We start from the raw sequence: 14,977 nt of genomic DNA on the forward strand, positions 1-14,977 counted from the left end.
TGTCATCCTCCGGGTTCCTGGATCAGGAGCACACAAACTCCAAGCGCCCGGCAGGCAATTCCCAGCTGTCCGCCGGAGGTCCCGAAGGTCACGTCCACGGTCTTCCCCGGGCCGGAGTCCTGCTCGGCACGGGTGTCTTGGACGAACAGGAAAACAGTCACAGCTTGTTGGGGCGCGAGCCTGGCCCGCTTGGTAGGTGGCCCAAAGGAGAACAGGCCGCCACCGAATTCCTCCACCTCGAACACGCAGGCCCCGGTCACCACCAGCTGTGTATCGGACGCCGAACAGGAGCCACTCTGCACCGACAAGTCCGCGGCAGTGAGCTTGGCGCCCACGGCCGGTCCGGAGAATCCGCCTTGCCAATCCGCGGCGGCGTCGTCGTTGCCTCCGCCGCAGCTGACGCCGAACACCAGCACCAGGATCGCGATCACCCCGCAGGCAATCACCACCAAGATGGGTGTCCGGTTCTCCTTATTCACCGGTCCGCACCTCGATCTCGTGGGTGACGTGCGCCGGCTTCACGCCTTTGACGATCCTCCGGATCAGTTCCAACTGCCCGGCAGCCCCGGCGGGGACCATCACCTTGATGTGGAACGCACCCGGGACGGATTCGACGTCGAAACCCGTCACCCCCGTGGCGAGGTGCAGGAAGCGGGTGAGCCCGTCAGCGGTTCCGCGCCGTGAGGAGAGCTGCGCTGCGGCGGCGATCAGGTCACGTTGACGTGTGATGGGCACCGCGCCGGAACCCCCGGCGGCGCCTTCTGCCCCGGGGAGCGTCAACCAGTCCAGGTCCACCCACCGGGACAGGAAAGGAACCAACGACGCCGGTGCCCGCCCCGGATCCGGAACGGTATGGAGGCGGTCAAGGACTTTCCGGACGGGCTGGTGCATGTCCTCTGCCACGGCAAGAAGTGCCTGCATGGGTGCGCTGGCATCGGCGGCTACCTGGAACACTTCGGGGAGGACTTTGAGGAGTTTCGATGATTCGGAAGGTCTATCCATTGCCGTGGACCACCTCGATCCTGTGGTCACCCGAGCAGAACAGCCACGTATCCGGCAGCGTCACAACATCGTCCACCACCCGCCTGGTGCAACTTTCCCAAGAGACGGTGTCGTCTTTGCTGCGGTAGACACCCTTGGGTCCGGCGGCCAGCACCAGGACCTGGCCGCCGGCAAGAACTGCGCCGGACACAGATCGGACGGGCTCAAACCGCGTCCGGTCCCGCAACGGCAGCTTGCAGTTCACGTCCGGGACGCTCCACTGCGCCGCGGCGTGACCGAGTTGCAGCCGCAGGACACCGCCGCTTTGGGTCGCGGCATACGCGGCCTTGCCCATCACGTGCACGCCCCAACAGCTGCCGCCGGTCCACCCGGCGCTGAACTGCTCCCAGGAGTTCATGAACGATTCGTCAAAATCCGTGCGGCCCAGTTCGTCGATCTTCAACCGCAGGCATCCCGTCCCGGTACCTTCCGGCACAGCACGGCCGAGCCACACATAGCTCGCGCCGCCGTCGTACTGGACGGTCATGCAGCGGATGTCCTCGCCTGCCGCTTTCACCTGTTTGAAACTCCCGGCGGTTCCGGCGTCAGGGGAGAGCCACACACCCGCCGACGCCTCGGCGGCCACCACCACCCCCGTCCTGCCGCGGACGTCCACCAGCGTGTCCACGGCATAGAAACCGCGGTCAGGCTGGCTCGTGTCCACCACATTCTGCACCGGAATGGCGCCCTGGCCGACGGGAAGTTCGTAAAGTCCGCGCTCGCCGGCCAACAGCAACAGCGGCTCGCCCTGCCGGTCCACCCAGCACAAATCGGCGACGACGAAACCCAGTTCTGCTGCCTTCCGCCAGGATTCGCCGAGGTCATCGCTGATGTAAATACGGGAACCCGTGGCCGTGACGGTGCTGACAGCCACCATCCCCGGGTGCTTTTCGGGCCCGACCCGGCCCGGCGCGGGTGAACGGAACGGCGCGATCGCACGCACTGTTTCCTCAGCATCCCCGTCGGAAGTATCACCAAACTCGGCGCAGGCCTCCCATCCATCGGCAGCGTTCGTAGTGCGGAACAATGTGCTGCCCTGTGCCACGAACCACGTCTTGTCCTGGCCCTCTGCCTGCACCAAGGCCACGGCGTCGGAGTCCGGAACCTTGTCCACCTCCAGCGTCACCCGGTCCACGTACTGCACCCCAGGTTCGGCTTCCTCCATGGCCCGGTACAGGTTGGATACGCGCAACGGCTTGCCGAACCCCGATCCGTAACTTGAGGAGTCAGGGCTCAACGGGCTGATTCCTTCAGAGAGCCTTCCCACGATCCGGGACTTCACGGCCTCTGCATCCTCGTCGGGACGGACAACGATCCTCGCATCAACCAGCACCTGCTTATAGAGCCCCCAGCGCACCACGGGCTCGGCGCCGACCGTGGAGCGCCTGCGAAGATATTGTTCCACCTCAAGCCGTACTTCGTCCCGGGCATGAGCCGCGAGTTCGGCGGCCCTGAGGGGCTTTTGTACCGATGCACGGCTTCCGGCTGCCCCACTTCCGGGGACGAACGGCACCAGCACGATTTCCACCTCACCGGGGCGGGCGAACGCCCACAGCTCCTTGCGGGTGAAGGCGCGCGCACGGCCCACACCGCCGTGCCGCAGGGCCAGGACCTCGTAGTCTCGGACGGTGACAGCACGGTCGCGGGCATGGAAATCCTGCGGGGCACGCCTCAGTGCGTTCTCCAACGATTCCCCGTCACGGCCCCCGGTGGCAGGTTCCGGATTGGTGACTTTGGCCCCCGGAACAGGGGAGCGCAACACCGTGAGCTGGCCGGCCCCGACGTTCCCACCGGCACCCCCGCCACTGCGGTACCAGGCCCGGACTTCGGCGCCGGGGCCCGGAACCGGGGCTTTTTCCCCGGCTGCTGTCCGCGTTGTGGACTCATCGTCCCACCAGGCGAACATCGCGACGCCGGCACTTCGATCTATCCGCACCGGCATCTCCCCGGGCCTTGCGTCAGCGAACGCCCCCACTTCCTGGCAATACCGGAACGTCCTGCCGTCCACCAGTACCGCCTCGCCGCTGCTCAGCCGCGTCCCTGCCAGAACCTCGACGGCGATTGCCAGCCCTGCGCCCGAGACGATCGGCGCGTTGGGGATCACCAGGCTTTGGCCGGGTCTGCCGGTTCCCGTACCGATAGGAACGGCATCGTATAGTGCGACATCGGCCGCCGGGACCAGGACGGTGGTCTTGCCGGACGCCAACGTGGCTGCCGCCGTCGTCGTAAATACCGGCTGGGGTGAACCGGGAACGCCGGGCGGGCAACTGACCTGGGTGCCGCGCGGGATGCGGATTTCCTGATCTGGGGTCGAGGCGGAAGCGCGGCTGAATTCCAGCATGGTTTCGGCTGTGCTGGGCGGATAGAGGGACGTGCCCAGCAGGTTCAGGTACACGGCGTACAGCTTGTCCGGCACACGGTTGAGCCGGTACATCAGCGTGTCCGTGAGGTACGCGAAGGCCTCGACGATGGTGATGCCGGGGTCGTGGACGGAGAGATCGGTCCATTCCGGGGCAATCTGCTGGATGCGCTCGCGGGCACCGGACACGAGGTCCGCGAAGCTGCGGTCGTCCAGGTTGGGCACGGGGATACTCATGCTGCACCTCCGGATTCCACGGGCAGGGCGATGGTGATCTGGTCCTCAAGCTGGGTGGTCCGCACGCGGTATTTCAGCCTGACTTCGAGAACTTCGGGCTCCTCCTGCGACCTTGAGGCGTCAAGGGACAGGACGGTGATGCGGTGCTCCCACTGCTCTACCGCCTTTGCAACATAGTGGATGGCGAGACCGGCCGTGGTGTCGTCGGCCGGTGCGAAAGCCAGGCGAAAGAGATGACACCCGTACGTTGGTCGGTTCACGCGCTCGCCTGGCCGGGTGCTCAGCAGGAGGAGCAGGGCTTGCCTCACCGACGCCGCGTCCGTGACCGTGGCCAGCATTCCCGACGCCGTCAGCCTGAGTCCGGGAATGCCTGCGGTGGCGTCGAAGTCGGGGTGGATGAAGGCCACCGACTTGTAACGTGGGGCGCTCATGGCTGGTGGCTTTTCATGAACCGGCTCCCACGAGTATTTGTCCGGGCCTGCGGACGTTGTACTTGACCGCACCCGGGGGCGTCCCGTCCGTGAAGCCCTCCACGGTGTCCAGGCAGACCGCCTTGCCGCCAATCGTGATGAACGTTGAATAGCCCTTGGTCACCGGCAGGGTCTTGTTGCAGGGCTTGATGTTGATGCCGATATGCGGGCACACGCTGATATCCCGTCCCTGGGGATCGCTGTCCACCAGAATGGGGGAATCCTTGATGCGGACCCACTCCTGGGAGGGCACGTTCTCCACCTTGCCGTCGTGCCCACAGCGCAGGATTGCTTCCTTGACGAGGATTCTCATCTAGGCCTCCTCGAAGTCGACGGATTTGGCGCGGATCTTCATGGCCTTGCCAGGGGCCTCGAGCACCAGGTCAGTGGCGGCAGTGATCCTGAGTTTGTCCGGTCCCAGCTCAACGGAGGACCCGTGGCCGTCGGTGAAGCTGACGGTGTGGGCACCGCCGTCGAGCATGATCTGCTGACCGTCCGCGCTGCAGAACGTGTAGCGGCTGTCCCTGTCCGTGCCGATCCGGCTGTCCGGGGTCTGCTCGCTGCCGTAGAGGCCGCCCAGGATGATGGCCTGCGCCGGATCAGTGGCCGGGAGCAGGACCAGGACGTTGTCTCCGGGAGCCGGCGGGACAACGAGGCCTTTACCCGGACCTGCGCCTGCAGTCAGCACAGGAGCCCAATTGGTTTCGAGGTCGGGGTAGGCGGGGAGCCTGACCCGGACGCGGCCCCGGGCTTCGGGATCATCCACATCAGTGACCATCCCGAGGGTAAAAACGTCCGGACGCCGTTCCGGGACGGAGTTCGGAGGCCGGGTGGTCAGGGTGGTTTCGTAGCCGGTCCCGTCCAAGCGGTGCGAGGCGCTCGCGATCAGGTACGTTCCCTCAATGCTCGGCGCGACTCCCTTGATCCTTACCCGACCGCCTGCCCTCAGCCGGGGATTGCCTTCGGCGACAAAGACGGCCGTGACCTGGCCCGCGGCCCTTGTGTCCAGCTCTGCCATGGCAAGGCCGTCGGCGAGCGCGGTGGATTCGAGGACCTCGTTGTCGCGTCTGAGGTTGCCGCCGGCCCCGACGCTGGCCAGCGCCGGATCGGCTGTGACCCGGGCTTTGGCGTCGCTGCTTGTTGCGTCGGCTTGGTGGACGGAGGCGTCATCGCTGCGCCAGCCATTGGCTTGGGCCCCTGCATATGCCGGCTCTTGGCTGAGCTCAATGTCCGCGGAATGAAGCGTGGTCCCGAGGCTTAGCTCCAAAGGTTCGCCTTCGCCGTCGAGTCCTGTGAGCCTGAGGGTGCCATCGTGCACCACGGGGTAGGCGCCCACGCGGGCGCTTTGTTCCACGAGGAGGCTGAGGTCGGTCCGCGCGCACTGGTACACCTGGCCGAGCCGGTCGCCGCCGCCCACCACGTCCAGCCCGGTGCCTTCGCAGAGCGTCCTGGCGAGCCCGGCGAGGTCCACGTCGTGGTGCAGCCGGGTGAATTGGCGCTTCCGCAAGCGGTGCAACGCGTCGTAGGCCCTGATCCGGATTTCCTGTCCGAGATCCGCGCCGTAGCTGTACTCCACTACCGTCACCTCGCCCACGAAGAGCGGTGTCCGCTGGCCGCCGAGCTCTACCCTGAGGGCGTCTCCGGGTGCTGGATCCACGCCTCCCCTTGCTGACGCAGTGCGTCCGGGGCCGGGACGCCAGCTGATGAGGCACTGGGCCGGGCGTGCCAGTGAGCTGAGCGCCTGGACGGAAACTATGGCGGCGGTTTCGGCCGTGCTCAGCCTGCGCCGGCCGAGGGTGACGATGAGTTCCGGTAGGCCCTGGAGTTGCCTCATGGCGTGTCACCCATGGGCGGAACGGCGAGTGGTCCATTGAAGTGCGCGGGGTCGTCGATGTTGTTGTACTCCAGGAGGAGTTTCCAGAACAGGGGTGTGCCGAACGCTTCCACGGACAGTCGTCCCAGCTCAGCCGGGGGTACCTCGGGAAGCAGTTCGCCGCCGTCGGACATGAACGCATCCCGGTCTGTGCTGCCGTCGCCGGTCACGGCCAGCGTGTCCACAGGAGGGGCCGTCAGGTCAATGGCGGGGAGTCGTTGGGCGAGTTCGTAGTTTTCGCCGCCTTCCTCATCGGCGGCCTGCCCCACCCTGACGAAGACCATGCGCATCCAGGATCTGAGCGGGGATCCATCCGGGGCAAACCGGTCGAAACGCTCCGCCACCTCCGTCACGATACCCGGCACGTTCCAGGCACGGCCCCACACAAACCGGACCGACGGCGGCCTGCGCTGCCTTTCGACTTCGGCGCTGTTCTCCGCCAGCGCCCAGATGGGGCGGGTCATTTGGCGCACATCCTGGACATGGAGCGACGCCGGCGCGAGGTCGACGTCGAACAACAGGTCCAGCCGCAGTTCCGTGTGGCCGCCCCCGGTGAAGAGCAGGGGATCGTCCGCCAATCCGCTGCCGCTCAGTTTGCCGCCCGCACTCCTACGCGGCTCAACACCGGCCGATCGCTGCATCACCACCGTTTCAGGGTTCAGCAGGCAGCCGAGGTGTTCCCCGGTGTCCTCGATCAGGAAAGCGACACGTTCCATGTCAGAGTGCCGCCTGTTCGTCGTGGAGGCGGGTCTGGCGGGATATTGCGTTTTCCAGGGGAGTCAGTGGGGCGGACTGGGTGTTTTTTAAGGTGTGGGCGGGTCGTGGGGTGAGCTCGGGCCACGTGCCACGGGTGGGCGATGCGGGCGTGTGGTTCCGGACGGCGCTTGGGTGTCCCTGGGGCTCGGGGCTGCGTTGTGGGGCCTGCTCTGCGCGTTTGGGTGCGCCTGAGTCACGCACAGCGGGCCCCGCAACGGGTGGGGCTTCGTTGGGGATGCGTTGTGGGGCCTGTTCTGCGCGTTTGGGTGTGCTTGAGTCACGCACAACGGGCCCCGCAACGTTGGTGGGGGCGGCGAGCAGGGATCTTGACCGAGCCGGACGAAGCCTCAACACGGGCATGCGTTGTGGGGCCTGCTCTGCGTCCTTACGGGGAGCCAAAGGGCGCACACCGGGCCCAACAAGGGGTGGTGCCTCGCCGGGGATGTGTTGTGGGGCCTGCTCTGCGCCCTTGGAACGTATCCAGACGCGTAGAGCGGGCCTCACAGCGAGACTTGCTTGCGGTACCGGGGGCACGAAGGGTCGCCGGTTACCCGAAGAGGGGTGAGCATAAGAAGGCTGGGTTGGAGCCGGCGCGGGTGATTCGGGCGGGCTTGGGATGGGGAAGGACGGGCCGGGCTGAGAAATTGGGATGCTTTTAGCAACTTGTGAGGCCTGCTTTGCGCCTCTCAAGCGCTCCCAGGCACGCAGAGCAGGCCCCACAACGGGAGGGGCTTGGCTTGCAGGGGCAGGTGCTGGGGCAGGTGCGGAGGCAGCGGGAGAGGTGGCCGGCGCGTTTTGTGGGGCCTGGTGTGCGCGCCTAAAACGGGACCAAGGGCGTAGAGCGGGCCCCGCAACGGGTGGGGCCAGCCCGGCGTCGCGGAGTAACCGGACCCAATGCTCGGGTGCGCCATTCAGCTCAAACCCGCGCACCGACGTCGTGCCTTCCGAGGACGCCCCGGAAACCGAGGACGCTCCCAAAGCCGAGAACGCCCCCGAAACCGAGGAAGGCCCATAGACCCCCGAATCCCCGGTAGCCCCACCATCCAGCCACGCAGCCACCCCCCGCAAACGACGCGCCGCCGACCCCCGCCAGGAAGACCCGGTCTCAGGCGACGGGAGCGCGGGCATCGTCGAGCTCCAGGCGGTCGTACGCGATGCTGAGGGATTCGATGGCGAGGTCCTTGCCCAGGGCGTCAAGGGGTGCGCCGAACCAGTCGCACGGCCAGGCACCCAGGAGGTTCCATCGCCGTACTTCCACGGACCCGGCGTCGTTGAGCATCGCGATGGACACGTTGCGGCGCTCCACTTTTCCATCCACGGCCTTGAAGAGCCATTGCAGCATTTCGGTGGAGTCGGTGAGTCCGTACTTGAGGGTCACCGGCGTGTATTCCACCTGGCCGGGGATGACGCGGACGGTGCTGTTCTCGCCGCCGGAGCGGTAGAGGATGCGGTCGATCTTCAGGCCGAGTCCCTCCACCTTGGTGAAATGGCCTTGCACGACGCCTTGAATGACCAGCTTGAAGTTGTAGGCCCGGTACGGGTCCACCACATTGCCGGGCTGGGCGGCAGGTGTTGGGGTGGTCATGTCAGGCTCCTGCGCTCTCTGTCTCGCTGGTGTTGTCCGCCGATTGCATGAGCTTGAAGATCACGAACTCGGCCGGTTTCACGGGCGCGATCCCGATCAGTGTGACCACTTGCCCGGCGTCGCGGACCTCGGGCGGATTGGTTTCCTCGTCGCACTTCACGAAGAACGCCTGTTGAGGAGTAGTCCCCAGCAACGCTCCATCGCGCCATACATTCGTCAGGAACGCGCCGATGTCGCGGCGGATCGACTTCCACAGGGTGTGGTCGTTGGGCTCGAACACCACCCAGCGCGTGCCATCTGCCACGGATTCCTTGATCATGTTGGTCAGCCTTCGGACGTTCACGTAGCGGTATTCGCTGGCCTCCGGCGCCTTGGTTCGTGCGCCCCAAATGCGAATGCCCTCGCCAGGGAAATAGCGGATGCAGTTCACGCCGGCCGGGTTCAGGACTTCCTGCTCGCCGCGGCTCACCCGACGAACAAGGTCGATGGCGCCCTGGATGGGCTCGTTGGCGGGCGCCTTGTGGACGCCGCGGGTCGCGTCAACGCGTGCCCACACACCAGCGATATGGCCCGACGGCGGTTGGGTCACCTTTTTGCCGGACACGGGATCGATCATCACGATCCACGGGTAATACAGTGCCGTGTAGCCGCCGGGGGATTGCGGGGCGCCGAGGTCCTGTTGTTCGCCGGCTTCCGCGTCCGGACTGGCTGATGCGGACGCGGACGCTGCGGCACGCGTCGAGTCGGGCCAGTCGGGTGCGTCAGACGGCACAGAGGACGACGACGGCGGGTTGCCTCCGGCGTCGTCCGCCTCCTCGGTTGCGTCCCCGGCTTCTGAAGCGTCGGCATCAGAGTCCGCGTCCGTCGTCGCGCCATCCGATTCAAGCGAAGCAGCACCATCAGGTACGCCGGACGTCGCCGCCCGGGTGAGAGCGCCGACGTCGTCCACTTTCTCCACCGTGTCCATGATCGCCATGCGGTCCTGGCGGAGCGGATGCTCAACGTGTGCCTGAAGTGCGGCGTACGCTTCGGCGGTGGCGAAACCTGGCGCGGCCACCATGGAGAGGTCGTCCACAGCCTCAAACAGGGTGAGTCCCGTGGGCTTCGCCGCGGTCCCCGTGAGGCTGCCGTCCTCGCCGATGTTCACCACATAGCAACGGCTTCCTCCGTTGGAGAAGAAGCCGTACACAGCGTTCGAAAGCGGTGTGCCCGCTGTCGCGTTGCCGACGTATTGGTCCACGAACTGGGTCCAGTTGTCCAGGACCCGGAGCTCGTCAACCAGGGCGTCGCGGTTGGGAGCGAGGCCCACGAACCCGGCGATGCTGGTGTTGACCTGCCCGATGGCGCGTGCGCCGCTGGGCACTTCCTGAACATAAACGCCTGGCGCCTGATAGTTCGCCATGGTGCGCTCTCTTTCCTGCCCGCTTCAGCGGGTGCTCACGTCCACCGGATGATGACCGGCAGGCTGCTGGTGCTGGCCGAGACTTCCCGTTCCGTGCCGTGGACAGCCACGGCAAAGTGCTGGAGTTCATCCGTCGAGGCCAGGACCTCAAAGTGGCCGGTGGCATCGCTGACCACGGCCGTGGCGGAGGAATGGGCGTGGATATAGGCGTCGGGGATGCCTTTGTTGTGGGCGTCCACAAGGCGTCCGTGGATTCGGCGGGCAACGCCAGTCTTGGCGATGAGTGGCTCCAGGACGGGTGGTCCGGAAGGTTCTTCGAAGCGGAGGGCTACAGGGATTCGGACAAGGAAGCCCAGTCCTTGCCGCAGGGTGCCGGAGTATTCCTCGGGACGGAATTCGCCGGTTGACACCACTGAATACTGGCTGTGGTGCTCCACGGCCAGAAGCAGTTTTTCCATGGTGTCGAGCTGATCGGCTCCATGGCATTCAACCGCTACCCGGAGTTCGAGGTCCAATACAGGGCCGTCCCGGCGGGACCTTCCCACACGGTTCAACGTGACGGCATGGACGGTCACGGGAGCGTCAGGCGGCGGTACGCCTGCGACGGGGGAGCCGTCGTCGAACCGCACGCGCTGGGGAGAGATGGCGTCGGAAAGCACACCCAGAAGGTCGGTCAACGACGAACGCACATAGCCCACGGCAGAACCCAGAACTCGAAAGGTGACCACTAATGCAACTGGGACTAGGTTACTCCCGCTGTTGCGCGTAGTCACTGGGGTTTCAGGGGTAATTCCATTCGGTTGACGGTTGGCTCACCCAGAGCACCCGCTGAGCGATCAGGCAGGTCGGTACGAGTAGCGGTATTCCGAGGGCGAATATCCGAACGCCGTCTTGAAGGCCCGCGAGAAGCTGGAGGCGTCCGTGAACCCCCAGTGCATCCCGACGGCGGACACTGGCCGCATCTGCAAGCGGGGGTCAACCAGATCCGTGCGGCATTTCTCCAGTCGCTGCCGGCGGAGCCAGGCGCTGACGGTGTCGTGGCGCTCTTCGAAGAGTTTTTGGAGGTACCGCACGGACACATTGTGGGCAGCCGCGATGTCGCCGACGGTCAGTTCGGGATCGCCCAGGCGGGCACCGACGAACGCCTCGATCCGCTCCATCAGCGCGAGCCGCTCCTGCGACAGAGGCGACGACGGCGGCACCCGCTCGGCGAACACGGCGGAGACCAGGTTCATGAGGGCATCCGAAACGGTGGCAGCATCGGCCACGGCACCCTCGTGGAGTTGCTTGGCCACAGCCCCGAGCAGGGCCGACGTCAGCGAGCCCAGACCCTGCCGGCCGGAAACCCTGGACGCGGTGAGCGCGGCGATGCTCTTGCGGCTCAGGTGGAGGGCCTCGGGCGGGAACATGACCACCATCATCCGGAAGGCGTCATCGAAGTAGAGGTCGTAGGGCCTGGTGGTGTCGTAGATGGCGAAGTCGCCGGGAGTCAGGGCAGCTTCCCGCCCGTCCTGGGCCACTACCGAGTAGCCCCTGAGCTGAAGGCCGAGTTTCACCAAGCCGGGATCGTTGGCCTGGATCTCTTTGGTGCTCCGGCTGACGTGGCTCGCCGTTCCGGAGACCGCGCTAAGAAAGACCGGCCCCACTGTCTGGTTGATGAGTCCGCCGTCGAATTCGTCGGGGTTTCGTGCCACCACGGACAGTGGGACGAAAGCGTTGTTCACGGCTTGGCTCCACGCGTCAAAGCGCTCGGGCCTGGCGAGGGCAGTGGTGGTGAATTCTTCCCGCGGCTGTTTGGCGATGGCACCGGTCACGTCGGTTCTCCTTTGAAATGACATCTCCAGTGTCCCACGGGCATGTCCCGCCCAGTGATCCGCATCACAAGCGTGCGGATGGTGAGCACTGCTGTGCGCACCGGGTCAAGATGTACGACGGCGGTGCGCGGCAGACTGCTGTTGAAGGCGCCGGCCAGCGTGGCCCGGTTGCGCATCAGACTCAGTGTTACGCCCCGTTCAAGGAGGAACCCATGGCTGAAAACCCAACTCACCGTTCGGATTATGTGGTGGTCGGTGCAGGCTCGGCAGGAAGTGTCATTGTCCGCCGCTTGCTGGATGCCGGCCACACTGTCCATGTTGTGGAGGCCGGATCCGTGGACACCGATCCCAACATCCACAGTCCCCAAGGCTGGCCGCTGTTGCTGACCGGCGCCAACGACTGGGCGGTCATGACCACGCCGCAGAAGCACGCCAACAACAGGAGCCTGTATTGGCCCCGCGGCAGGGTACTGGGCGGCAGCAGCTCCTTGAATGGCATGATCTATATCCGCGGCCATAAGAACGACTACGACTCCTGGGCCGCCAATGGTGCCGAGGGGTGGTCGTGGGACGAAGTCCTGCCGCTGTTCAAGAAGTCCGAAGACCATGAGGACGGTGCCAGCGAATTCCATGGAAAGGGTGGACCCCTGCATGTGGAGCGCATCGCCGAGCGACACCCCGCCGCCCAGGCGTTCGTAGACGCGGCCAAAGCACTGGGCCACAGCGAAACGGAAGACTTCAACGGAATCCAGATGACCGGCGTCGGGTTCAACCACACCACCACCAAGGACGGTAAGCGTGCCAGCGCTTGGCAGAGTTTTGTGGCTCCGGTGCTCGACCACCCACGCCTGACGGTCACCACGGACGCTTTGGTGACGCGGATCGTGGTCCACGAAGGGCGGGCCACCGGCGTCGAATTCCAGGCAGGCGGGGAGTTGCGCCGGGCGGCGGCCGGTGCGGAAGTGATCGTCAGCGCCGGTGCGATCGGCTCTCCCAAGGTCCTGCTGCTCTCCGGCATCGGGCCATCGAAACAGCTGCGCGAGCTGGGCATCGACTCGGTGGTGGACCTTCCCGGCGTCGGTGAGAACCTTCACGACCATCTGCTTGCCGGGAACATTTACGAAGCCAAGGAGCCGCTGGTGGCGGGACGGCACAACCTCCTTGAAAGCCAGCTCTACGCGCACAGCAACCAGACCGATGAGGAAGCGCCGGACCTTCAGCCACTGTTCCTCCACCTCCCGTACCCCACCGACGGAGGGGCAGCACCTGAGCACGGCTACACCATTGCACCCGGGATTGTCCGTCCACGCTCACGCGGAACGTTGACGCTGGCCTCGGCTGATCCGGCAGCAGCGCCGCTTGTTGATCCCAACATCTTGGCTGACGAGTATGACCTGGAGGCACTGGTGGACGCGATCATACTGTGCCGCGAAATTGGCCGGCAGGAGGCCTTCGCGCCGCTCCGAAAGGATGAGTTCACTCCTGGCTCCGCAGTCCAGACCCGCGACCAGCTGCGGGAGTTCGCCCGCCAGGTGGCCGGGACCTATCACCACCAGGTTGGCACCTGCAAAATGGGTGTGGACGATTTGTCCGTGGTGGATCCGCAGCTCCGGGTCCGCGGGATCGAGGGGCTCCGGGTGGCGGATGCGTCCATCATTCCGTTCGTCCCGAGTGGCAACACCAATGCGCCGTCCATCATGATCGGGGAGAAAGCGGCGGAACTGATCCTCGGTTCATAGCCCAAGGCGGGCAACCCAACTGGGTGACAGCAAACGTCGCAATGAAGGCTCATTGGAGCAGGTGCTGTCACCTAGTTGGGTGAACCAGGCTCAGGCGAGACCGGGGACGCCGTCGGTGATCGTGAAGGATTTTTTGGTGCTGACAGGTGCGCCGGGTGTGGTGACGTAGTCCAGCACGCGGAAGTCCGCGGTCAAGGCATCCTTGGTGATGCGCGTGTTCACGTAGCCGCGGTTGTCGTTGTAGAACTTCAGGTGCGGGTTCCACGCCATGGTGGGGTCGGTGATGGACCCCGTGCCATCGCCCGTGGAGGTGATGGATGAGCACACCAGTTCCGAGCCCACCACGGCCGCCGCGGGGTCCTTGTAGTCCACCTTGAGGTCGGTGGCCCAGTGGCGGTGAACGTCGCCGGTGAGTACGACGGCGTTGCGAACCTTGGCGTCCACCCAACCTTGGGTGATGCGGCGGCGGGAGGCGGCGTAACCGTCCCAGCCATCCATGGAGACGTCGTCGATTTCCGGCGCCTTGTCGCGGTCCCGCTCGGCGAAGAAGACCTGCTGGCCCAGGATGTCCCACCGCTGCGTGGAGTTCCTGAACCCGTCCAGCAGCCACTTCTCCTGCTCGGCGCCGGTGATGGTGCGGTTTTCGTCCAGGCGTTCGGCGATGTTCTTCCGCCAGCCGTCACCCGCCAGCTGATCGTCGCGGTACTGGCGGGTGTCCATCATGTGGAAGTTGGCCAGCTGGCCCCATTGGATGGTGCGGTAGATCTTCATGTCGAACCCGGCAGGGACTGATGACCGGCGCAGCGGCATGTTCTCGTAGTACGCCTGGAACGCTGCCGAGCGGCGCTGGCGGAAATGCTCCGTGGTGTCGTTGAGCTGGCCTGCGTCGTTGTTCTCGGGGATCTCGTCCGCCCAGTTGTTGTCCACCTCGTGGTCATCCCAGACCACCAGCCACGGTGCGATCGCGTGCGCTGCCTGGAGATCGGCGTCGGACTTGTACTGGGCATGCCGCTGGCGGTAGCCCGCGAGGCTCACAGTCTCGGGACCCTCATGATCGCGCGGGTTGCCGCCCCCGATCACGTAGCTGCCCTTCTTGTACTCGTAGAGGTAGTCGCCAAGGTGCAGCACCAGGTCCGGGTGGTCCTCGGCCAGGCGCTTGTATGCGGTGAAATAGCCGTGCTCGTACTGGGCGCAGCTGGCGAACGCCATGGCCAAGGCTGCGGGGGTTTCACCCGGTGCCGGACTGGTCAGAGTGCGCCCTACTTCGCTCACGTGCCGCCCGGTACGGAAACGGTAGAAATACTCCCGGCCCGGCTTGAGGCCCCTTAGTTCCACGTGCACCGAGTGGGCAGTTTCGATCCTGGCATGCTCGACGCCGCGGGCTGCTACCCGGCGCATCGCCGGGTCTTCGGCAACTTCCCACGCGACGGCGACGGGGCGCGAAGGCATGCTGCCCAGGCCGTCCTCGGCCACCGGGTTCACTGCCAGGCGGGTCCAGATGACAAAGCCGTCGGGCCACGGTTCGCCCGATGCGATGCCGAGCGTGAAGGGATCGGTGCGGAGACCGGCGTCGTCCGCTGTTGAAATCGCGACGGCGGGACTGGCGGCGGGAGCGGATACGGCGGCGACGAGCCCGGCCCCGAGGCCGGCTGAGATGAGGGATCTACGGGAGATGTTTTCCATATGGCCCAGCCTAGGATT

General features: G+C 65.7%; 13 protein-coding genes. 1 reads left to right on the forward strand and 12 read right to left on the reverse strand.

Translation table 11 applies throughout. The annotated features are described in order from the left end of the window. Positions 1-2: 2 nt before the first annotated feature. From RQH14_RS19750 to RQH14_RS19800, 11 genes are all read right to left on the reverse strand, one after another. Positions 3-479, reverse strand: a complete 477-nt coding sequence (locus RQH14_RS19750; protein ID WP_311214827.1) for a hypothetical protein — start codon at positions 477-479, stop codon at positions 3-5. Further along, entirely contained in the window at positions 472-1,002 is a 531-nt protein-coding gene (locus RQH14_RS19755) for a phage tail protein (protein WP_311214828.1), read from the reverse strand. The genes RQH14_RS19750 and RQH14_RS19755 overlap by 8 nt, the downstream gene beginning before the upstream one ends. Further along, positions 995-3,637, reverse strand: a complete 2,643-nt coding sequence (locus tag RQH14_RS19760; RefSeq protein ID WP_311214829.1) for a baseplate J/gp47 family protein — start codon at positions 3,635-3,637, stop codon at positions 995-997. Before RQH14_RS19760 ends, RQH14_RS19755 begins: the two co-directional genes overlap by 8 nt. After that, positions 3,634-4,068, reverse strand: a complete 435-nt coding sequence (locus RQH14_RS19765; RefSeq protein WP_311214830.1) for a GPW/gp25 family protein — start codon at positions 4,066-4,068, stop codon at positions 3,634-3,636. Before RQH14_RS19765 ends, RQH14_RS19760 begins: the two co-directional genes overlap by 4 nt. 13 nt (positions 4,069-4,081) lie before the next feature. Continuing rightward, a complete protein-coding gene (locus RQH14_RS19770; RefSeq protein ID WP_311214831.1) occupies positions 4,082-4,420 on the reverse strand; it encodes a hypothetical protein in 339 nt (112 codons plus the stop codon). Next, complete coding sequence (locus RQH14_RS19775; RefSeq protein WP_311214832.1) at positions 4,421-5,941, reverse strand: phage baseplate assembly protein V; 1,521 nt, start codon at positions 5,939-5,941, stop codon at positions 4,421-4,423. Then, positions 5,938-6,696 carry a hypothetical protein gene (locus tag RQH14_RS19780; protein WP_311214833.1) on the reverse strand — a complete coding sequence of 253 codons (759 nt, stop codon included), beginning with the start codon at positions 6,694-6,696 and terminating at the stop codon, positions 5,938-5,940. Before RQH14_RS19780 ends, RQH14_RS19775 begins: the two co-directional genes overlap by 4 nt. Before the next feature lie 1,145 nt (positions 6,697-7,841). Continuing rightward, positions 7,842-8,321, reverse strand: coding sequence for a phage tail protein (locus RQH14_RS19785; protein WP_159708998.1), 480 nt, complete (start codon positions 8,319-8,321; stop codon positions 7,842-7,844). A gap of 1 nt (position 8,322) precedes the next feature. Next, entirely contained in the window at positions 8,323-9,723 is a 1,401-nt protein-coding gene (locus RQH14_RS19790; RefSeq protein ID WP_311214834.1) for a phage tail sheath subtilisin-like domain-containing protein, read from the reverse strand. Between the two features lie 35 nt (positions 9,724-9,758). Continuing rightward, positions 9,759-10,451, reverse strand: a complete 693-nt coding sequence (locus RQH14_RS19795) for a hypothetical protein (RefSeq protein WP_311214835.1) — start codon at positions 10,449-10,451, stop codon at positions 9,759-9,761. A 108-nt stretch (positions 10,452-10,559) separates the two neighbouring features. Further along, positions 10,560-11,537, reverse strand: a complete 978-nt coding sequence (locus RQH14_RS19800) for a helix-turn-helix domain-containing protein (RefSeq protein WP_311214836.1) — start codon at positions 11,535-11,537, stop codon at positions 10,560-10,562. A 212-nt stretch (positions 11,538-11,749) separates the two neighbouring features. Here RQH14_RS19800 and RQH14_RS19805 point away from each other — a divergent pair, with 212 nt between their 5' ends. Beyond that, positions 11,750-13,276 carry a GMC family oxidoreductase N-terminal domain-containing protein gene (locus RQH14_RS19805; protein WP_311214837.1) on the forward strand — a complete coding sequence of 509 codons (1,527 nt, stop codon included), beginning with the start codon at positions 11,750-11,752 and terminating at the stop codon, positions 13,274-13,276. 90 nt (positions 13,277-13,366) lie between these two features. On the opposite strand, the gene RQH14_RS19810 is transcribed toward RQH14_RS19805, so the two are convergent. Then, positions 13,367-14,959 (reverse strand): alkaline phosphatase D family protein, encoded by a 1,593-nt coding sequence (locus RQH14_RS19810; protein ID WP_311214838.1) that lies wholly within the window; start codon positions 14,957-14,959, stop codon positions 13,367-13,369. Positions 14,960-14,977 lie beyond the last annotated feature (18 nt).

Source organism: Arthrobacter sp. WCS2018Hpa-7 (assembly GCF_031843805.1).
Lineage (GTDB): Bacteria > Actinomycetota > Actinomycetes > Actinomycetales > Micrococcaceae > Arthrobacter.

Bases quoted from the DNA above. Each gene is read 5' to 3' on its own strand.
- RQH14_RS19775 (WP_311214832.1), bottom strand. From the start codon at position 5,941: ATGAGGCAACTCCAGGGCCTACCGGAACTCATCGTCACCCTCGGCCGG.
- RQH14_RS19790 (WP_311214834.1), bottom strand. From the start codon at position 9,723: ATGGCGAACTATCAGGCGCCAGGCGTTTATGTTCAGGAAGTGCCCAGC.
- RQH14_RS19805 (WP_311214837.1), top strand. From the start codon at position 11,750: ATGGCTGAAAACCCAACTCACCGTTCGGATTATGTGGTGGTCGGTGCA.
- RQH14_RS19810 (WP_311214838.1), bottom strand. From the start codon at position 14,959: ATGGAAAACATCTCCCGTAGATCCCTCATCTCAGCCGGCCTCGGGGCC.
- RQH14_RS19765 (WP_311214830.1), bottom strand. From the start codon at position 4,068: ATGAGCGCCCCACGTTACAAGTCGGTGGCCTTCATCCACCCCGACTTC.
- RQH14_RS19755 (WP_311214828.1), bottom strand. From the start codon at position 1,002: ATGGATAGACCTTCCGAATCATCGAAACTCCTCAAAGTCCTCCCCGAA.
- RQH14_RS19770 (WP_311214831.1), bottom strand. From the start codon at position 4,420: ATGAGAATCCTCGTCAAGGAAGCAATCCTGCGCTGTGGGCACGACGGC.
- RQH14_RS19780 (WP_311214833.1), bottom strand. From the start codon at position 6,696: ATGGAACGTGTCGCTTTCCTGATCGAGGACACCGGGGAACACCTCGGC.
- RQH14_RS19785 (WP_159708998.1), bottom strand. From the start codon at position 8,321: ATGACCACCCCAACACCTGCCGCCCAGCCCGGCAATGTGGTGGACCCG.
- RQH14_RS19760 (WP_311214829.1), bottom strand. From the start codon at position 3,637: ATGAGTATCCCCGTGCCCAACCTGGACGACCGCAGCTTCGCGGACCTC.